The organism is Exiguobacterium marinum DSM 16307, assembly GCF_000620845.1.
In the GTDB taxonomy this organism is placed as follows: Bacteria; Bacillota; Bacilli; order Exiguobacteriales; family Exiguobacteriaceae; genus Exiguobacterium; species Exiguobacterium marinum.
This window is the reverse complement of the sequence record NZ_KK211189.1, coordinates 132,501-150,075: the sequence shown is the minus strand read 5'-3', so window position 1 is coordinate 150,075 and position 17,575 is coordinate 132,501. Positions and strand designations below refer to the sequence as shown.

Here is a 17,575-nt window from a genome sequence, read left to right as displayed (position 1 = left end):
AATCGGGTTGCGATGAGCAATCTGATTCGTTTTTTTTCGCAAGATTCGATTTGGTCAAATAGCCTATCATGCAAGAAAGTGAATTAATATTGCAATTTTCGTATAATTTACCTATAATTCTACTCATGTTAAAAAAGTTGACATGACTTTTTTGTTAAGAGTTTTAGAATGATGGAGGATTAGTATGGAGAAATTGGTAGAGAAGCTTGTTTCGCAGGCGAACGATTTGTTGTGGTCGCAAGTGCTCATCGTTGTACTTGTCGCATTAGGTCTTTATTTTACGGTTCGTATGGGGTTCGTCCAGTTCCGTATGATTCCTGAAATGTTCCGTCTTTTGTTTAAAGAAGGGACGGCGCGTGAGAAAGGACAAGTATCTTCTTTCCAAGCGTTCGCAATCGGAACGGCGGCACGTGTCGGTACAGGTAACATTGCCGGTGTGGCGACAGCGATTGCGCTCGGTGGTCCAGGTGCGGTCTTTTGGATGTGGCTCATTGCCTTGATTGGAGCAGCATCTGCATTCGTCGAAAGTACATTGGCACAAGTGTATAAGATTCGTGACGGACGCACATGGCGCGGGGGACCGGCTTATTATATGGAACGTGCGCTTGGTCAACGCTGGCTCGGTGTTTTATTCGCAATTTTGATTACGTTCGCATTTGGATTTGCATTCAACTCGGTACAGTCGAATACGATTTCACTCTCTGTGAGTAATCAATTTGGGATCAGTACAACAGTCGTTGGGATTGTCCTTGCGATTGTGACGGCCGTTGTCGTCTTCGGTGGGATTCAATCTATCGCACTCTTGTCGAGTATCATCGTTCCAGTCATGGCAGGTGGCTATATCCTACTCGCGATTTGGATCATGGTGACAAATGTCAATCTCCTACCAGACGTCTTCAGCCTCATCTTCTCAGAGGGAGTCCTCGGAATCGAGCAACTCTTCGGTGGTGCGATCGGTGCGATGGTGCTTCAAGGGATTCGTCGTGGTCTCTTCTCGAACGAAGCAGGTATGGGTTCTGCGCCGAACGCCGCTGCAACAGCGGAAGTGTCACACCCTGTCAAACAGGGATTGATTCAATCGTTTAGTGTCTTCGTGGATACATTACTCGTCTGTACATCGACAGCGATGATCATCTTGATTTCAGGAGTAGCAGGTTCAGAATCGTTTGCAGGTGTCGAACTGACACAAGCTGCATTGACAGCAGAAGTCGGTCCGGTAGCGACATCGTTCTTGACGATTGCAATCTTCTTATTCGCTTTCAGTTCGATTCTTGGAAACTATTATTACGGAGAGACGAACATTCAGTTCATCTCAGATAAAAAAATCTACGTCACGCTCTATCGCATCGGTGTCGTCGGAATGGTCTTGTTTGGTGCGGTCCGTTCTGCAGGTCTCGTCTGGTCGATTGCGGACGTGTTCATGGGTCTCATGGCACTCGTGAACTTGTATGCGATCTTCCGCTTGGCGAAGGTGGCTCGCGCCGTTCTCGATGACTACTTGTTACAACGTCGAGCAGGAGAAGACCCGGTCTTCTATGTCGACTCGGTTGAGAACCTTCCTGGCCGTGAATATATCGAAGCTTGGGAGAGCGAACCAGAAGAACAACAAACAGGAACTAATCGTTTTTGATGTAGGAAACCGTCTACGAATTTATGTAGGCGGTTTTTTTACATATACAAGACGGGTAATGTCATAAAAAGGGGGCGTTCATGTATGGAGACGACGCATTATGTACGTGTTTCCCCAGAAGTATGGGTATCGTTCAATCAAGAACCGGAGATGATTTTAGACTGGTTGATTCATATGCATGAGCAATATCGAGACCGGGACGACACGCTGACGCTCCCGAATATCGAATCGTTTCAACGCGTGCTCAGTCAAATCGAAGTGTATATCGATGGGGCGGACACATACAATATGGAAATGGCACTCGTTGGCGAGGAGCTGATTGTGAATGAAGCGCAGGCGGTCGTTGTCGGTATACTGACTCCTCAATTGCTTCACATCGTCAAAGACACGTTGCATGCGTTCGGACGAGATGACGTGAAAGACATGGCGCTCGTGGCAAAAGATGAGTTCGAGACGATTTGGGAAGACTGGACCCGGTTGCAACAGTTTTGTGAGACGGCCGTGTCCCGAGAAGAGCTTGTCTTAATTTATTATGAGTAAGGATGGACCTGATGTGATACCATGTAAAAAAATGGTATAAAGGGGATTCGCTCATGGACGTGTTTGGCACACTCATCTGGATCGGCATTCTGATTAACCCGTTTCTTGCGTATCAAACGGGAGTCAAGTCGCTTTATCGCATCACGCTCATCTCATTCACTGTATTCTTGGTGACATGGGGGTACGCTGTGACGGGCGGGGTGGTGCCTGTCCTATTTGACACGGCTTGGAACGTTCTACTCGCCGCTTATATTGGTCTATTGGTGTTGAATAGTTATCTCGTCAGCAAACGGTTTGTTCCGAAGATGACATGGATTCGTTTTGGTGTGATCGCACTGATTGGATTTGGTGTCAGTCAAGCGTGGTTGGGAATGAGTACAGGGGAGTGGACGCGATCATTCTTCATGGACGGGGATTTCTGGATGATGAGTGTCATCGTATCGCTCCTGATCCTGCTTCTCGTCACGATGAAGACGTTAGACCGTCGAATAGAAGCATGAAAAAATCCCGAAACGAGCCATCTCGTTTCGGGATTTTAATTATTTCAAAGCTGTCTCAAGTGCCTTGACGTTTTCACGCATCAAGTCGAAATAGCTCTTGTCCATCTGTTCTTTTGTGACCGATTCTAAGTTATAAATGGTTACGCTCTCTGCGCCAATCTCTTCTTTTACCACCTCAGCCACTTTCGGTGTGACCGTGTTTTCGAAGGCGATGTAGTTCAAATCATGAAGGCGAGCCTCTTCGATGATTCGTTTAAGAGCTTGTTGTGACGGCTCTTCAGACGGTGTGAGTCCAGCGATTGGTAATTGTTCGAAACCATAGCGTTCAGCTAAATAGCCATAAGCGGCATGTGTTACAAGAAGTTCTGATTTCGTCCCGTTTTCGACCGCTGCTGCCAATTCACCATCTAGGGCGTCCGCTTCTTCTTTGAATGCACTTAAGCGATCCGTAAACTCGTCTTTATAGTCCGGGGCCTCTTCACTGAAAGCTGCTTCAACGGCTTCCGCCATTGTAACGGCGTTCATTGGGTCGAGCCAAACGTGAGGGTCGTATTGTCCGTGGTCGTGATGGGCATGCTCGTCTTCCGAGTGTCCATCTTCTTCATGTGCATGCTCATCCTCAGTGTGTCCATCTTCTTCATGTGCATGCTCATCCTCAGTGTGACCATCTTCTTCATGAACATGAACGGTATCAGTTGCATCGAGCAACGCCACGTTCTCCGCTGTTTTAACGAAAGTGACGTTCTGTCCATCTAAACTCTTCTCCATTGATTCGACATAAGGCTCTAAATCGTGACCAATCGTCAAAAAGAGATCGGCTTCAGCAATTTGAGTCATCTGCTTAGAAGTGGGTTCAAATGTGTGCGGGTCTGCTCCGGGTGGGATGACCATTTCGACGTTGACTTGATCTCCGCCAATTTCTTCAGCTATTGACTTTAAAGCGAAGGTCGAGGCATACACCGTCAATTTGTCGCCCGTTGATTCCGTTGTGTTATCTCCTTCGGTATTACCGCAAGCTCCAAGTAGAAGTGTCCCGGCCGCGACGGCACCTAGCCATGTCTTTTTCATCTTTCATCGTCCACCTTTCAAAAATTATCTGAATATTAAATCGTAACAATTACGTTTTATGACTGCGATTAATATTATAGTGTGCCTTTCGAAGCACGTCAAGTCCGACTTCTGATGGATAGATTTTTGAAAAAAACGGGAATATGATTAAAAAAAGGGACGAGGAGTGGATTGTATGAGAAAGGAGACTGCCTGGTTTGTAGGTGGTGCGGCGATTGCTGCCGCGACTGCAGCCGGGGCTAGCGTGTGGAGTCAGTATGGGTCACTTGTCAGATGGCAAGAACCCGAATTGCCGATTCGACCGACAACACGCCGGCGTCACACGTACACGTATAAAATTGTCAACGATCGTCCGCTCCAATTTGATTTATATCTCCCTCCAGGTGAAGGTCCATTCCCGGTAGCGGTCTATGCACACGGGGGAGCATTTGTCAGAGGGGACCGGAGCATGGTGACGTTGTTTCATCCGTTACTCGATCACTTTTTAGGGAAAGGAATCGCTGTCGTCAGTATCGATTATCGCTTATTTGAAGATGGGGTGTATTTCCCTGATAATATCTCCGATGCTTCAGATGCACTTTGCTATTTGAAGAAACATGAATCGTTGTTGATGCTTGATACACAGCAATTACTCGTGTGGGGCGATTCTGCGGGAGCGGCTTTGTTGCTCGCGACAGCACTCGATCGTCACAAACAATTTGTAGGTGAACTCGGGGATGACCTCCCAGAAATCAAAGGGGTTATCGCCTTGTATCCACCAACAAACTTTTTATTATTCAAGTTCATTCAGACGTGGTTGGCTCATTTGAAATTCTATGAAGGAAGCCGTGAGGAGTGGCGTGAACTGATGGTGAAATGTTCACCCGTTTCCCATTTATACGCTGATGCACCGCCAATCTTATTGTTACATGGGAAGAAAGATCCGATTGTGCCATTTGGCCAGGCGCTTCACTTCGTCGAACATGCGAGTGATGTCGGTGCGAACGTCCAACTCATTTCATTTCCTAATGGAACGCACTCACTTGCAAGTTTCCTGCAATCGGACAATCCAATCAACGAAAAGCAACTTATGGCACGCATCAACCGTTTTATTGATGAATGCATGGTATGACGTTGCGATTTTTAGGGAAGATGGTACGATGAGTGATGATTGAAAGTATAAGGAGTGGAAGTAGTGACAGAGTTATGTTTAGTCAGGCACGGTCAGACCGATTGGAATCGTTTAGAAATTATTCAAGGGCGCGAAGATAATCCTTTGAATGCACTCGGACGTCAACAGGCCGAAGAGAGTGCAGCTTTTTTAAGTCAAGAACAGTGGGACATCATCGTCTCTAGTCCCTTATCGCGTGCGGTTCATACGGCAGAAGCGATTGCGACGTCATGTGGTATCGAGCATGGGGCGATTCGTTTAGATGAACGGTTTATTGAACGTGAATTTGGAGCGGCATCGGGACAGCCGGTAAAAGGTATTTATGAGGCTGTTCAAGCCGATGATCAGGAGCGCCTTCCTGGCCTCGAGTCGGAAGGTGAGATGCGCGCCCGTGTTTTAGAAGGAATGAAGCATTTGGTCGACACACATCCAGGCAAGCGCATCATTGTCGTCTGCCATTCACATGCAATCAAAGCAGCGCTTTCAGCGATTGATGACACATACACGTTCCGTCATGCGATGCGGAACGCCTGCTCGAACTATATCATCCATCAACATGGTCAGTTTGAGGTGAAGGCAGTCAATGTAGCTGACCATATCACCGATCCGGCCATTATGAAATGAGGAGAATGTCATGACGACCTTATTATGGGTATTTATTATCGCATCATTTGTAGTCGCTTTTGCCGGACTCATTTACCCGGTCATTCCGAGTGTCCTATTCTTGTTTATCGGTTACATGATTTATGGGTTTGGTTTCTCATTTGAGCCGCTGACTTGGACGTTCTGGGTATGGCAATCCGTCTTCCTCGTCTTTTTGTTTGGGGTTGACTATGTCGTTACCCGGGCAACAGTGGACAAACGAGGTGGCTCGGAACGAGCGAAATGGGGCGCGACGATCGGCTTGATTGCCGGACCTTTCATATTCCCGCTCGTCGGAGTCCTTATTTTCCCGTTCATCTTCGCATTTTTGGCAGAATTGACGCTCGGGAAGACGACACGCGAGGCATGGAGTATCGGCGTCGGGACGGTTCTCGCCTTTCTCGGCAGCACGTTGTTAAAAGTGATCGGAATGACGATGATGGTCATCTTGTTCTTTATCTATGTGTGAGACGGAAGTTATTTCTCCGTCTTTTTTTGTTTGAAGGGTCCAAGGTTGTGGGGAAATAAAAATAAGGTCATTCGATTATTCGAATGACCCAGTTTTGACTAATTGATTAAAGGCGAAACGGCTGAACGTTTGCTGCAGCTCGACTTTCTTCTCGAAGAAAGCTGGTTTCAAATTCGATGTGGCAACCCCATCTTGAATCAAGGAATCAAGCACTTGTTTCGTAGCATCCTGTTTCGGGATTAACATAAGTCCCTCGGCGACGAACGTATGATGATCGTTCAAAGCGCGTTCGCTCGTGAACGTCAAGGCGAGCGCAGCCGGGGCATTCGTCCGGGACGTGATGATTGCCTCGGCGAGGATAAGAATTCGTTTGTTTAAGTAGTGATGGAGCGTGACCGCGGACTCGGTCGGTACGAGCATCTCGAGTAGCCACTCAGAGTCGTGTTCTTTGGAGATGATCAATCCGTCGAGCAAATCGATTGGTAAGTTCAGTTCATTGCCGTATTCGTCTTGAACGAGACGGACTTGGACGAGGCGAAACGTTTTCATAGGATCGTTCCTTTCCGCGTTTTCTTTAGACCATCTTAACATAGTATGATGAATAGAATATGTTAAGATAACGGGGAAGAAACAGAAAAATAGAGAGTGAGGGAGGCATCAAGATGAGTTGGGTTGTTGGCGTAATCGGTTATGTGACGATTCTGGCGATTGTCTACTATGGTGTCCTTTTCTTCAAAGTGAAAGGGGAGCGGAGTCGGGCCGGCTATCGAATCTTTCTTTTGCTTGCCGGACTGTTTTTAGTCAGTGGGAGTGATTATATCATTGCACTGTTCCAAGGGGACACCGAAGCTACGTTTTGGCAACGGACTGTCTATTTTGTCTTGATATTGCTCTCTTTGTCGATGGCGCTTTACTTTCGGAGAAAAGAAGATCAAAGCCAAGCGGGTGAGATGACGATGGTATAAAAAAGGTTGTGGGAAATGCACCCACAACCTTTTTTTATTTTGGAACTCGCGTTTTGCGAATCATATCAAGTTTTAGATCCCAAAGTGGTTTACTGAACGTCACCGAGTAAACTTCCGGCAGGCGAAGGCGTTTATACTCTTCCCAAAGACCGTTCATCTGCTCATGGTGGTAAGTACGAATCTCGGTCGTGCTCGGTAGGTCATATACTCGTTTCCCATCGAGGAAAACTGGCTGCAACAAGCGTTTGACGTTGAAGTTACGTGTCTTGATTTTAAAGGCTGGGTCACGGACATCGATTAAGTCGATTTCTGTGTATGAATCAACCGGTTCGTCAGAAAGGGCGATGTAATCGCCTTTGAACATTTTCGTTTCCTTGTCGATGATCCGGTACAATTCTTTTTTATGAGGCGTCGTCGTCTTCACTTTGGAAGAAGATACTTTGATGACCGGTTTCAACTCTCCGGTCTCATCTTCTCGTGCGACGAGTTTATATACCATACCAAGTGCCGGCTGTTCATAAGCTGTGATCCCACGCGTCCCAACGAGGAACGTATCGGCTTCGGCGCCCTGCATTCGTAAGTCTTGGATGACGTACTCATCTAAATCACCAGAGACGACGATTTTAACATAGTCGAGACCGGCTTCATTCAATGCTTTCCGGGCACGTTTCGACAGATAGGCGAGGTCTCCGGAGTCGAGTCGTACAGACTTGAGGCGGTGTCCGTTTGCCTCAAGTTCTTTCGCGACCGTGATTGCGTTCGGAAGACCGGATTTAAGAGTATCGTATGTGTCGATGAGAAGGCTCGTGTTGTCTGGGTACATCTCAGCGAATGAACGGAATGCGCTCAATTCATCATCATGGAACTGAATGTCCGCATGTTCCATCGTCCCTCCTGTCGGTACATCGAAATCACGTCCGGCAGAGACGAGGCTTGTCACATCGAAACCTGCGATGTAAGCGGCACGTGTGCCGTAATAGGCGGCATCGACCCCTTGCGCGCGACGTGCGCCGCCTTCAAGGAGTGTTTCATTCGGTGCAGCTTGGCGAATCCGTGCATATTTCGTAGCGATAAGTGATTCATGGTTGGCGATATTGAGGAGTGCCGTCTGGAACAACTTTGCCTCAAAGATGGTCGACTCAATCCGGACGACTTGTTCGTGGGGGAAGATGATTTCTCCTTCGCGGACACTATATAGTGAACCAGTGAACTTGAAATTTCGTAACACATCCTCAAACTCGTCTTCAAATCCAAGTTGTTTTTTCAAGTAGGCGATATCTTCTTCGGTAAACGATACGTTCTCTAAATAATGGACGATGTTCTCGAGTCCAGCAAAAACAACATATCCTCCACTAAATGGATTCGAGCGATAGTAAAGGTCGAAAACGACTTTTTCGTTATGACGACCTTGCTTCCAGTAGATATACATCCAACGTGGAAGGTAAAGGTCCGTATGAAGTGCTAAATTGCGATGTAACATATATTTTCCTTTCTGTTTTACGTCACTTTCCGACGACGGTCGCACCGAGTGTCGTGACGAAATGTTCGAGCGCCCATTCGTGACCGACCGGATTAAAACTTTGGACGGCATCGGCGTGGACGACGATTTGATAACCAAGATTGTAGGCATCTACGGCTGTGTGGAGCACGCAGATGTCCGTACAGACACCGACAAGATGAACTTCTGTGATGCCGCGTTCCCGAAGACGCAAGTCAAGGTCCGTTCCAGCAAACGCGCTATACCGTGTCTTATCAATCCAGTGGTCTGCCGTTTTGGATGCTTCTTTCACAGCTCCGTACAATTCACGACCTTCTGTCCCACGGATATTGTGAGGTGGGAACAACGTCGTTTCCGGATGGAACGTGTCGCCTGCATCATGGACATCGTTTGCGATGACGACATAATCCTCTGTCGAGAACGTTTCAATCAACGTGACAATCCGTTCTTCAATCTCTTGCCCAGGTTTCCCGCAAGTCAAACGACCACTGTCTGCGATAAAATCAAATGTATAATCAATAACAATCAATGCGCGCATAGAAGATGCTCCTCTCATAATCAAAATGATGGCTATCCATCTCATTCTAAATCATTATACATCATGCGCGGAAGATTATTTTTCTTCGGTTTGGGTAGAATAAGACAAGTAGACCGTATAGGGAAAGGGGATTGTGACGATGGTATTATCACAAAGTGAATTGACAGACGAACTGTCACGCTTAAGCGGTTGGCAAGAAGTGAATGGGGAGATTCAAAAGACTTACCGCCTTGAAACGTTCCCGGAAGCCATCCAATTCGTACATCTAGTAGCGGATTTGGCTGAGTCACTCGATCATCACCCAAACATCTTAATCGAGTATCGGGATGTAACTTTGACCGTATCGACTCATGACGAAGGTGGTATCACGGAGAAAGACATTACACTCGCGAAAGGGTGTGAAGGACTTGTCTAAACTTTATATGACGTTCGCGTCAGGTAGCGTGGCGGAGCGCCTTCGGAAAGAACCGGGTGTCATCGCGGCGAATGGACATGAGACGATTTTACTCGCGGAGGGGGACAAATCCCCGTTCAAAAGTGGCAAAGTGTTTGAAATTGAAGAGGCATCAGGGGAATTCGTGAAAAAAGGAAACATCTTGTATGCGAACATCCCGGCAGATGAGAATGCCCGTTCTCTGTTATTTCATCAACTATTGACTGAAAAGGCGCCCCTCGGTGTCGGGCATGAAGGTTTTTCGGCTTACCGTCTCGGGGTCGACCCGGACGACCACCATGCTGTCGTCTTCATTCAGTTCACGTCTGGTGGAAAACACTTCCGAGATACGGCGGATTACGCAGTCCTCGAAGACCGGTTGAAACGGGCCGTGGAACAACGTGGGTCAGGTCCTGTCATAAAACACTATGTCGTCACCGAGTCAGATAATCTATAATAAAAGATAACGTCATGTTAGGGGAGGATTTTTATGAACAAGAATTATTTCTGGTTGGGGATGGCTGCGGGTGCAGTAATCGGCGCAGCAGCATCACTTCTCCATAGCGAAACGCGCGATCAACAAGTAAGACAATTAAAAGGCATTAAGTCGAAGTTGAAGTCATCGAATACATCGACAGAAGCCCATGCAGTCGGTCTTCAAGCCTCATCGAAAGGGAACTTGAAAGATCGTGTCATGGAATGGAAATCGCTCTACGAAGAAAACCAAGATACGATTCAAAACCTTGTCGAAGACGTGAAGGATTTAGTCGACGTGCTTCAAGAGGCTCGTCATAAAAATCAAATTTAAGCAAACGGCCAAGCGATTTCGCTTGGCCGTTTTTTGTATCTTTGTCATAGGAATTGTGCCAATAATCCGAAGATGGCTAGTCCGATAATAATGTAGAAAAACCACTTTCCATCCCCAGAATGAATAACAGGGGGTGCGTACGAGCGTTGCTTATACTTTCCATAGCGAGCGGGCCGTGTATACGGAACGGCAAACCGTGAGAGTGGTAGGGCAAGTAAAAATCCTGAGAGGAAACCATACACATGCCCCCAAAGCGACACATTTGAACCGATTAATGTGAAGACAGCGCTGATAGCAACGAAGATATAAACCAAGCGGGCATCCTGGCTATACATCAACGTGCGACGGAAGCGGCCGATGAACACGTAAAATCCGAGAATGGCCAAGATTGCACCTGACGCACCAGCTTGTAGATAAAATAAATTGCTGACGGTGAAGTAGGTGAGCAAGTTGGCAAGAGCTCCGGCCAATACATAAAACAGGGCAAATTTCACATGACCGACCATTCTTTCCATCGCTGGCCCAAAGATGATCAGCGCGAACGAGTTGAACAATAAATGGCCGAGACTTAAATGAATAAAGTTGGCCGTGACCAAGCGGTACCATTGTCCGTCCGCGAGTGCCAAATGGAACGACCCACCCGTCGCCACGATTCGTAAACCAGGAGCGAAAGAATCGATGACAAACACAAGGAGTTGGATTACAATGAACAGCGTTACGAGTGGATATGCCCGTACAAACGTTTGTACATTTTCAGTACGACTAAACATAACATCACCTCTTTCCTCAATTGTATAAGGAAACGAGGAAAAAAGGAAAGGAGCGAGTGTCCTGTGATTGTAGGAATCGGAATCGATATCGTCGAGCTTGATCGGATGGCTCGCTCGATGAAACAACCGCGTTTTTTAAAGCGCCTGCTCACCGAAGCGGAATATGAGTTTATTCAACAGTACCCGCTACCGCGTCAAATCGAGTTTGTCTCAGGTCGTTTCGCCGCAAAAGAGGCTTATGCCAAGGCGGTTGGCACCGGCATTGCACACGGTTTATCGTGGCGTCATATTGAAATTTTACCAGATGAGACAGGACGGCCTGTCATGACCGCACCGTTTTCAGGTCGGATTCATGTCAGCATCAGTCATAGTCAAGCGTATGCGGTCGCGCAAGTCATCTTAGAAGAGGAGGGGCAACATGTTTCGTCCTAGTCGAATCGAGATTGATCGGGCGGCCATCGCCCATAATATAAAAGAATTATCAACACGTATCCCACAAGACATCATGGCGGTTGTCAAAGCGAACGCCTACGGTCACGGGGCGGTTGAAGTAGCGGAGATTGCACTTGAGAATGGGGCAACGATGCTTGGGGTCGCTTTACTTGAGGAAGCGATTGAGCTTCGCGATGCTGGAATCACGGCACCCATTCTCGTTATGGAGGCGCAATTCCCTGAATATGCCGGAGCTGCGGCAGAACGGGGCATCACGTTGTCCGTCTTTTCAGCCGAATGGTTAAAAGAGGCAACTCCTTATATAGAAGAAAAGCCCTTGAAGGTTCACATCAAAGTCGATACAGGGATGGGACGTCTCGGTCTGCGTACCCGTGAACAGTTGGATGCCTTACTAGAAGAAGCGACTGACTCGATTAGGGTGGAAGGGATTTACACCCATTTCGCGACAGCTGATGAACTAGATAGCGACTTGTACTATACGCAACAAGAGCGATTCGAACGGTTGATGATGGGCCTGCACGAGCGATTCCGTTATATTCATACGTCTAACTCAGCCGGAGCCATCCGGATGGCGGGACAAGACGTTCCTTATAATCTAGTTCGTGTCGGCATCGCACTCTACGGGCTATATCCATCAAACGAGATGGAGACATTCTATGCGTTCCTTCGCCCAGCTTTCACTTTGAAAAGTCAGCTCATGCAGGTGAAACAACTTGAGGCAGGTCAAACAATCAGTTACGGCGCGACCTATACGACGTCGGCCGATGAATGGATCGGTACGGTCCCGGTCGGTTATGCGGACGGTTGGTTACGGAAGGCGAGCGGATTTGAGGTCGAGGTGGATGGCGTTCGTTGTCCAATCGTAGGGCGCGTCTGCATGGACCGTTTCATGATTCGTCTCCCAAAAGAGTTCCCAGTCGGTACGGATGTGACACTCATCGGTGGAAATGTCGCCATTGATGAACTCGCGTCATATCTAGAAACCATCAACTATGAGATTGTCTGTCAATTTACGAGCCGATTGCCGCGTCGCTATGTGTGAATCAAAAATCGTGTGAAATTATCTGAATTCTTTCTCGAATTCTCTATATTTTCCCATTCCTGCGTGTTATATTGATAAAGAACGCGGGAGATTTTCCGCCAGTCCATGAAACGATTCTGGAGGTGTAAGATGTTGAAGCAGCGAACTGCGGGTGCGCTAGCATCCGTCCCAGATCGGTTCTCGCAACAAGGGGGTCCGATTTCGATGAAAGACCGTGAAACACTGTCCTTGAACGATGTAGTGACATACTTGTCTAAAGAAATTGCTGATCGACAACAAACACTGCGTGAAGAATTGGCGAAAGGCTATCAAGAGATGGCCGCGTTTAACTTGAATATGGCAGAAGAGATGCTAACGATTGAAGCCGAAGCCGAACATGCTCTCTTACGTCAAGTAAGTGGGGTGTGAGCAGAGTGATCGTAAAGCGTGGTGACGTATTTTATGCGAATCTGTCGCCCGTAGTCGGCTCAGAGCAAGGTGGCGTTCGACCCGTTCTCATCGTACAGAACGACATCGGCAATCGCTTTAGCCCGACCGTCATTGTCGCTGCGATTACAGCTCAGATTCAAAAAGCAAAACTGCCGACTCATGTGGAAGTATATCAAGAGAAGCACGGACTCGAACGAGACTCTGTGATTTTACTTGAACAGATTCGAACGATTGATAAGCGTCGTCTGACGGATAAAGTCACTCATCTCGATGATGAGACGATGCATAAAGTTGACCGAGCGCTAGAGATTAGTATGGGATTGATCCCGCTCTAGCCTTACATAGATCAAGACTGGTACATAGGTATCGGTCTTTTTTTAAAATATTTTTTAAGAAAATGGTTTAAAATTTTGTCAGAGGGGAATTAAAATTAATCGTACTCAATTTATCTGTACGGACATTTAGGAGGGAATAGACAATGGATTTAGCGATTCGCGAGCAAGTCATTGGAGAACAATTACACCTTTACGTATCCGGGGAAGTGGATACATATACTGCACCAAAATTGAAAGAAGTATTGCATCCGGCCATCAGTGAACAAGATGTGGTCGTTCATTTAGACGAAGTGGAGTATATGGACTCGACAGGTCTTGGTGTATTCGTTGGGGCATTGAAGATTGCCACGCGTAACGAAAAAGAGTTGTCACTTGTCGGGGTCACGGATCGAGTCAATCGTCTATTCGAATTGACGGGTCTTCACAAACTTCTTTCTATTAATTCGAATGTAAGAGGTGGCACGCAATGAACAATGTTGAACAGACGGTCATGACGTTCCCGGCCAAACCAGAATATGTCGGTGTGGTTCGATTAGTCGTTTCAGGAATCGCTAACCGTATGGGATATACGTACGACGAGATCGAGGATATTAAAATCGCGGTCTCGGAAGCATGTGGCAATGCCGTGCAACATGCTTATGAAGAACATCAGGATGGAGAAGTCAAACTCTCGTGTGGCGTGTATGCAGATCGTCTTGAAATCACGATTGAAGATTCAGGCAAGACGTTCGCGGATGATGTGAAGCGTCAAGCGACTCCGGTCGAAGAGACGACGGAAATTGAATCGCTCCGCGAGGGAGGACTTGGTCTCTTCCTTATCGAAGCGTTAATGGATGATGTCTCGATCAATAAAGACAACGGTGTCAAAGTGACGATGACAAAACTCCTTAACAGGGACGAGGTGGATCAGAGTGCCAGCAAAATCTCAACAACGCCATCACAGTGATGATGAGGTACTAGAGTGGATTGAACGCTACCAACAAGATGACCAAAACGAAGAAGTGCAAATGCTACTCATCAATCGCTATTCAGACCTCGTCGAAGCGCTCGCTCGCAAATTCTCGCGAGGACGGGCGATTCACGACGATCTCGTACAGGTTGGGATGATTGGATTACTAGCGGCACTTCGTCGATTTGACCCAGAATTTGGTCGTAGCTTCGAATCGTTTGCCGTCCCAACCATCATCGGAGAAATCAAACGATTTATTCGCGATAAGACGTGGAGTGTCCACGTGCCTCGTCGAATCAAAGAGCTCGGCCCGAAGATTAAGAAGACAGTCGAAGAATTGACGACCGAATTACAACGTTCGCCAAGAATCGATGAGATAGCCGATCATCTCGGTGTATCGGATGAAGAAATTCTTGAGACGCTCGAGATGGGCAAGAGCTATCAGGCTTTGTCAGTCGATAGTTCGATTGAAGCGGATAACGAAGGCAGTACGGTCACACTACTCGATTTAGTCGGTAGCCAAGAACGTGGGTATGAATCAGTCGATCAACGTCTCATTTTAGAAAAAGCGTTCAACGTCTTAAATGAGCGGGAACGTGCTATCTTAGAATGTGCCTACTATAAGAACATGAGCCAAAAAGAGACTGGAGAACTTCTCGGCATCTCGCAGATGCACGTCTCCCGTTTGCAGCGGCGAGCACTCGAAAAGCTACGTGAAGCCATCAAAGTCCCACTCAATGAAGTATTCTCAAGCGATGACTAATCGAGTCGTCGCTTTTTTGTTTGAATGTTTGCTACACTTTGGAAGAGATCAAAAAAGGAAGTGATTCAAGTGATTGCGAAAGTGGCTAAAGCGTTAAACTTGAAAGGGAACCAAGTTGAGACGGTACAACAGCTCGCGTCTGAAGGGGCGACCATTCCGTTCATGGCCCGTTACCGGAAAGAAATGACGGGAAATCTGGATGAAGTCGAAATCAAAGGGATTTTAGACGCCCTTCAATATGAAGAGAGTCTACAAAAACGTAAAGCGGATGTCCTTGCCAAATTAGAAGAGTTGGAAAAGAACACGCCTGAATTAACGAAAGCATTAGAGGTGGCGACGACACTTCAACAAGTTGAAGACATCTACTTACCGTATCGTCCGAAACGACGCACGAAAGCGGAACAAGGTCGCGAGAAAGGGTTGCAACCACTCGCAGACTGGTTCCGTGACAAGTCACTTTATTCATCAGAGGCGTTAAAAGAACGCGCTCAAGACGTCGAAGTAGAAGAAGCGTTGCCACTCGTTCGTGCCATCATCGGGGAGGAATGGGGCGAGGAAGCGAAACTGAGACAGATGCTCCGTGACCGCGTACGCAAAGAAGGGCTCTTGCGCTCGAAGAAGAAAAAACAAGCGGAGGACGAGAAAGAGATTTTTGCACAGTACTATGAATATGAAGAAAAAATCGCTGGCATCGTCCCACACCGTGTACTCGCCTTGAACCGTGGAGAACGTACCGACGTTCTTCAAGTAAAAGTGATATTTGACGAGACGCGCTTCATGGATCAGACCCTCCGTACATATGAACGACTGCCGAAAGAGAAGCGTGAAATTGTCGAAGCGGCTGTGATAGAGGCTTATAAAAAATCTGTCTTCCCGGCAATTGAACGGGAGATTCGTGGTGAGTTGACAGAGAAGGCAGAAGAACAAGCAATCGATGTCTTCTCGAAAAACTTAAAGCAGCTCTATATGCAGCCACCTCTTCGCGAAGTAGTCGTCTTAGGGATTGATCCGGCATATCGGACGGGTTGTAAGTGGGCAGTCGTTAACGAAATCGGAAAAGTCGAAGAAGTCGGTGTCTTTTATCCGACGGCACCGAAACATGATATCGCTGGAGCCGAGAGAGTGTTGACGAGACTCGCGAAGGAATATCCGATTTCGGTCATCGTCGTCGGGAATGGGACTGCGTCACGCGAGACAGAACAATTCGTCGCCGACTGGTTGAAGAAAGCAGAGCGTGACATCGCTTATGCGATTGTGAACGAAGCAGGGGCGAGTGTGTATTCGGCATCGGAAGTCGCACGAAGCGAATTTCCGGACTTAAAAGTCGAGGAACGGTCAGCCGTCTCGATCGCACGCCGAATCCAGGATGCGATGGCGGAACTTGTCAAAGTCGACCCGCAATCAGTCGGTGTCGGACAATATCAGCATGACGTGAGCCAGAATAAACTGAAGGCATCCTTAGAATTTGTCGTCGAAAGCGTGGTCAACATGGTCGGAATTGACGTCAACCGTGCCTCCGAGTCTTTATTGACATACGTATCGGGACTTAACAAGACGACAGCAAAAAATATTGTGTCATACCGTGAAGAGAATGGACGCTTTGAAACGAGAAAGGATATTAAGAAGGTGCCACGTCTCGGAGCAAAGGCGTTCGAACAAGCGGCTGGGTTCTTGCGAATCATGAACGGGAAGGATGTTCTTGACCAAACTGAGATTCATCCGGAAAGTTACCCGCTCGCGTTATCGATTCTAAAAGAAATCGGCTCCTCTAAATCAGAGGTTGGAACAGCCGAGCTTCGAGAACGTCTACAGCAAGTCGACGCACGTGCATTGAGTGAACGATTAGATGCGGGTCTCCCGACAGTAGAGGACATTTTAAAATCATTAGCCAAACCGGGTCGTGACCCGCGTGAAGATATTCAAAAGCCGTTACTACGAACAGATGTTATGAGCCTTGAAGATCTTAAAGTAGGGATGGAATTCCAAGGAACTGTCCGAAACGTCATTGATTTCGGTGCATTTGTCGATATCGGCGTGAAGCAGGATGGACTAGTCCACATTTCGAAATTGTCGAATCGTTACGTGAAGCATCCGCTTGATGTCGTTTCGGTCGGTGACATCGTAACTGTATGGATTGAACAAGTCGATGTGAATCGTGGACGAATTAGTTTGACGATGCTTACGCCGAACAGTTAATAAGAAGAAACTCGGAGCAGGTAAAATGTTTTTCATTTTGCCTGCTTTTTTTTTCAGAAAAAGTGTTGACGGTCTTTTTATGCCGTGATATCTTATAGAAGTCGCCGAGAGACGACATGCGAAATAAACGTTTTTCTAAGAAAATGATTGACAGGTTTCTGGTTTGCGGTTACAATATAAATCGTTACTTCGATAAGTTCAAGCAACGTTCCGCAATAGCTCAGTGGTAGAGCAACCGGCTGTTAACCGGTAGGTCGTAGGTTCAAATCCTACTTGCGGAGCCATTTTATTTTGGAGACGTACCCAAGAGGCTATAAGGGGCTCCCCTGCTAAGGGAGTAGGCTGGGAAACCGGTGCGAGGGTTCGAATCCCTCCGTCTCCGCCACTTAAAATTACT

At 47.2% G+C, this 17,575-nt stretch carries 23 protein-coding genes and 2 tRNA genes; 20 read left to right on the top strand and 5 right to left on the bottom strand.

The window, feature by feature from the left end; genetic code table 11:
- Nucleotides 1–184: 184 nt before the first annotated feature.
- The 3 genes from P400_RS0101120 (at nt 185) to P400_RS0101110 (ending at nt 2,670) form a co-directional block, all read left to right on the top strand.
- On the top strand, nt 185–1,630 hold the full coding sequence (locus tag P400_RS0101120; RefSeq protein ID WP_026824490.1) for an alanine/glycine:cation symporter family protein: 1,446 nt from the start codon (nt 185–187) through the stop codon (nt 1,628–1,630).
- Between the two features lie 84 nt (nt 1,631–1,714).
- On the top strand, nt 1,715–2,170 hold the full coding sequence (locus tag P400_RS0101115) for a hypothetical protein (RefSeq protein ID WP_026824489.1): 456 nt from the start codon (nt 1,715–1,717) through the stop codon (nt 2,168–2,170).
- Between the two features lie 53 nt (nt 2,171–2,223).
- On the top strand, nt 2,224–2,670 hold the full coding sequence (locus P400_RS0101110; protein ID WP_026824488.1) for a hypothetical protein: 447 nt from the start codon (nt 2,224–2,226) through the stop codon (nt 2,668–2,670).
- Between the two features lie 39 nt (nt 2,671–2,709).
- On the opposite strand, the gene P400_RS0101105 is transcribed toward P400_RS0101110, so the two are convergent.
- Complete coding sequence (locus P400_RS0101105; protein ID WP_026824487.1) at nt 2,710–3,738, bottom strand: metal ABC transporter solute-binding protein, Zn/Mn family; 1,029 nt, start codon at nt 3,736–3,738, stop codon at nt 2,710–2,712.
- A 175-nt stretch (nt 3,739–3,913) separates the two neighbouring features.
- On the opposite strand from P400_RS0101105, the gene P400_RS0101100 reads away from it, so the two are divergent.
- From P400_RS0101100 to P400_RS0101090, 3 genes are all read left to right on the top strand, one after another.
- Nucleotides 3,914–4,849, top strand: coding sequence for an alpha/beta hydrolase (locus P400_RS0101100; RefSeq protein ID WP_026824486.1), 936 nt, complete (start codon nt 3,914–3,916; stop codon nt 4,847–4,849).
- A 63-nt stretch (nt 4,850–4,912) separates the two neighbouring features.
- Complete coding sequence (locus tag P400_RS0101095) at nt 4,913–5,512, top strand: histidine phosphatase family protein (protein ID WP_026824485.1); 600 nt, start codon at nt 4,913–4,915, stop codon at nt 5,510–5,512.
- Between the two features lie 10 nt (nt 5,513–5,522).
- A complete protein-coding gene (locus P400_RS0101090) occupies nt 5,523–5,999 on the top strand; it encodes a DUF456 domain-containing protein (RefSeq protein WP_026824484.1) in 477 nt (158 codons plus the stop codon).
- A 75-nt stretch (nt 6,000–6,074) separates the two neighbouring features.
- Here the strand turns inward: P400_RS0101090 and P400_RS0101085 are convergent, their stop codons facing one another.
- The gene (locus P400_RS0101085) at nt 6,075–6,548 is read right to left on the bottom strand and encodes a YwpF-like family protein (protein WP_026824483.1); all 474 of its coding nucleotides are present in this window, start codon (nt 6,546–6,548) and stop codon (nt 6,075–6,077) included.
- A gap of 113 nt (nt 6,549–6,661) precedes the next feature.
- On the opposite strand from P400_RS0101085, the gene P400_RS0101080 reads away from it, so the two are divergent.
- Complete coding sequence (locus P400_RS0101080; protein ID WP_026824482.1) at nt 6,662–6,964, top strand: hypothetical protein; 303 nt, start codon at nt 6,662–6,664, stop codon at nt 6,962–6,964.
- Between the two features lie 34 nt (nt 6,965–6,998).
- Here the strand turns inward: P400_RS0101080 and P400_RS0101075 are convergent, their stop codons facing one another.
- Entirely contained in the window at nt 6,999–8,444 is a 1,446-nt protein-coding gene (locus tag P400_RS0101075; RefSeq protein WP_026824481.1) for a nicotinate phosphoribosyltransferase, read from the bottom strand.
- Between the two features lie 22 nt (nt 8,445–8,466).
- A complete protein-coding gene (locus P400_RS0101070) occupies nt 8,467–9,000 on the bottom strand; it encodes a cysteine hydrolase family protein (RefSeq protein ID WP_026824480.1) in 534 nt (177 codons plus the stop codon).
- A 139-nt stretch (nt 9,001–9,139) separates the two neighbouring features.
- On the opposite strand from P400_RS0101070, the gene P400_RS0101065 reads away from it, so the two are divergent.
- Genes P400_RS0101065 through P400_RS0101055 form a run of 3 tightly spaced genes read left to right on the top strand, consistent with a single transcriptional unit; the run spans nt 9,140 to nt 10,241 of the window.
- A complete protein-coding gene (locus tag P400_RS0101065) occupies nt 9,140–9,415 on the top strand; it encodes a 4a-hydroxytetrahydrobiopterin dehydratase (RefSeq protein ID WP_026824479.1) in 276 nt (91 codons plus the stop codon).
- Nucleotides 9,408–9,890: a hypothetical protein gene (locus P400_RS0101060; RefSeq protein WP_235181814.1), complete on the top strand. Its 483-nt coding sequence runs from the start codon at nt 9,408–9,410 to the stop codon at nt 9,888–9,890. The genes P400_RS0101065 and P400_RS0101060 overlap by 8 nt, the downstream gene beginning before the upstream one ends.
- A gap of 33 nt (nt 9,891–9,923) precedes the next feature.
- Complete coding sequence (locus P400_RS0101055) at nt 9,924–10,241, top strand: hypothetical protein (protein ID WP_026824477.1); 318 nt, start codon at nt 9,924–9,926, stop codon at nt 10,239–10,241.
- A 44-nt stretch (nt 10,242–10,285) separates the two neighbouring features.
- Here P400_RS0101055 and P400_RS0101050 read toward each other — a convergent pair whose 3' ends face one another.
- A complete protein-coding gene (locus P400_RS0101050) occupies nt 10,286–11,011 on the bottom strand; it encodes a rhomboid family intramembrane serine protease (protein WP_026824476.1) in 726 nt (241 codons plus the stop codon).
- A gap of 63 nt (nt 11,012–11,074) precedes the next feature.
- Between P400_RS0101050 and acpS the strand changes: the two genes are divergently transcribed.
- The 10 genes from acpS (at nt 11,075) to P400_RS0101000 (ending at nt 17,563) form a co-directional block, all read left to right on the top strand.
- Nucleotides 11,075–11,443: a holo-ACP synthase gene (gene acpS / locus P400_RS0101045; protein ID WP_026824475.1), complete on the top strand. Its 369-nt coding sequence runs from the start codon at nt 11,075–11,077 to the stop codon at nt 11,441–11,443.
- Nucleotides 11,430–12,506, top strand: a complete 1,077-nt coding sequence (gene alr / locus P400_RS0101040) for an alanine racemase (RefSeq protein ID WP_026824474.1) — start codon at nt 11,430–11,432, stop codon at nt 12,504–12,506. The genes acpS and alr overlap by 14 nt, the downstream gene beginning before the upstream one ends.
- 129 nt (nt 12,507–12,635) lie before the next feature.
- Complete coding sequence (locus P400_RS0101035; RefSeq protein WP_026824473.1) at nt 12,636–12,914, top strand: hypothetical protein; 279 nt, start codon at nt 12,636–12,638, stop codon at nt 12,912–12,914.
- A gap of 5 nt (nt 12,915–12,919) precedes the next feature.
- On the top strand, nt 12,920–13,270 hold the full coding sequence (locus P400_RS0101030; protein WP_026824472.1) for a type II toxin-antitoxin system PemK/MazF family toxin: 351 nt from the start codon (nt 12,920–12,922) through the stop codon (nt 13,268–13,270).
- 143 nt (nt 13,271–13,413) lie between these two features.
- Nucleotides 13,414–13,740, top strand: a complete 327-nt coding sequence (locus P400_RS0101025; RefSeq protein WP_015880558.1) for an STAS domain-containing protein — start codon at nt 13,414–13,416, stop codon at nt 13,738–13,740.
- The gene (gene rsbW, locus P400_RS0101020) at nt 13,737–14,216 is read left to right on the top strand and encodes an anti-sigma B factor RsbW (RefSeq protein WP_026824471.1); all 480 of its coding nucleotides are present in this window, start codon (nt 13,737–13,739) and stop codon (nt 14,214–14,216) included. Before P400_RS0101025 ends, rsbW begins: the two co-directional genes overlap by 4 nt.
- Nucleotides 14,182–14,982 carry an RNA polymerase sigma factor SigB gene (gene sigB, locus P400_RS0101015; RefSeq protein ID WP_015880560.1) on the top strand — a complete coding sequence of 267 codons (801 nt, stop codon included), beginning with the start codon at nt 14,182–14,184 and terminating at the stop codon, nt 14,980–14,982. The genes rsbW and sigB overlap by 35 nt, the downstream gene beginning before the upstream one ends.
- A 24-nt stretch (nt 14,983–15,006) precedes the next feature.
- A complete protein-coding gene (locus tag P400_RS0101010; protein WP_051545916.1) occupies nt 15,007–17,178 on the top strand; it encodes a Tex family protein in 2,172 nt (723 codons plus the stop codon).
- A 209-nt stretch (nt 17,179–17,387) separates the two neighbouring features.
- Nucleotides 17,388–17,462, top strand: a tRNA-Asn gene (locus tag P400_RS0101005).
- Between the two features lie 9 nt (nt 17,463–17,471).
- A tRNA-Ser gene (locus tag P400_RS0101000) sits at nt 17,472–17,563 on the top strand.
- Nucleotides 17,564–17,575: the final 12 nt, after the last annotated feature.

Coding starts and splice junctions, on each gene's coding strand:
- P400_RS0101120 (WP_026824490.1), top strand. CDS start 185: ATGGAGAAATTGGTAGAGAAGCTTGTTTCGCAGGCGAACGATTTGTTG.
- P400_RS0101085 (WP_026824483.1), bottom strand. CDS start 6,548: ATGAAAACGTTTCGCCTCGTCCAAGTCCGTCTCGTTCAAGACGAATAC.
- P400_RS0101105 (WP_026824487.1), bottom strand. CDS start 3,738: ATGAAAAAGACATGGCTAGGTGCCGTCGCGGCCGGGACACTTCTACTT.
- P400_RS0101050 (WP_026824476.1), bottom strand. CDS start 11,011: ATGTTTAGTCGTACTGAAAATGTACAAACGTTTGTACGGGCATATCCA.
- P400_RS0101100 (WP_026824486.1), top strand. CDS start 3,914: ATGAGAAAGGAGACTGCCTGGTTTGTAGGTGGTGCGGCGATTGCTGCC.
- P400_RS0101035 (WP_026824473.1), top strand. CDS start 12,636: ATGTTGAAGCAGCGAACTGCGGGTGCGCTAGCATCCGTCCCAGATCGG.
- rsbW (WP_026824471.1), top strand. CDS start 13,737: ATGAACAATGTTGAACAGACGGTCATGACGTTCCCGGCCAAACCAGAA.
- P400_RS0101115 (WP_026824489.1), top strand. CDS start 1,715: ATGGAGACGACGCATTATGTACGTGTTTCCCCAGAAGTATGGGTATCG.
- P400_RS0101025 (WP_015880558.1), top strand. CDS start 13,414: ATGGATTTAGCGATTCGCGAGCAAGTCATTGGAGAACAATTACACCTT.
- P400_RS0101070 (WP_026824480.1), bottom strand. CDS start 9,000: ATGCGCGCATTGATTGTTATTGATTATACATTTGATTTTATCGCAGAC.
- P400_RS0101110 (WP_026824488.1), top strand. CDS start 2,224: ATGGACGTGTTTGGCACACTCATCTGGATCGGCATTCTGATTAACCCG.
- P400_RS0101080 (WP_026824482.1), top strand. CDS start 6,662: ATGAGTTGGGTTGTTGGCGTAATCGGTTATGTGACGATTCTGGCGATT.
- P400_RS0101055 (WP_026824477.1), top strand. CDS start 9,924: ATGAACAAGAATTATTTCTGGTTGGGGATGGCTGCGGGTGCAGTAATC.
- P400_RS0101065 (WP_026824479.1), top strand. CDS start 9,140: ATGGTATTATCACAAAGTGAATTGACAGACGAACTGTCACGCTTAAGC.
- P400_RS0101010 (WP_051545916.1), top strand. CDS start 15,007: ATGTTTGCTACACTTTGGAAGAGATCAAAAAAGGAAGTGATTCAAGTG.
- alr (WP_026824474.1), top strand. CDS start 11,430: ATGTTTCGTCCTAGTCGAATCGAGATTGATCGGGCGGCCATCGCCCAT.
- P400_RS0101075 (WP_026824481.1), bottom strand. CDS start 8,444: ATGTTACATCGCAATTTAGCACTTCATACGGACCTTTACCTTCCACGT.
- P400_RS0101090 (WP_026824484.1), top strand. CDS start 5,523: ATGACGACCTTATTATGGGTATTTATTATCGCATCATTTGTAGTCGCT.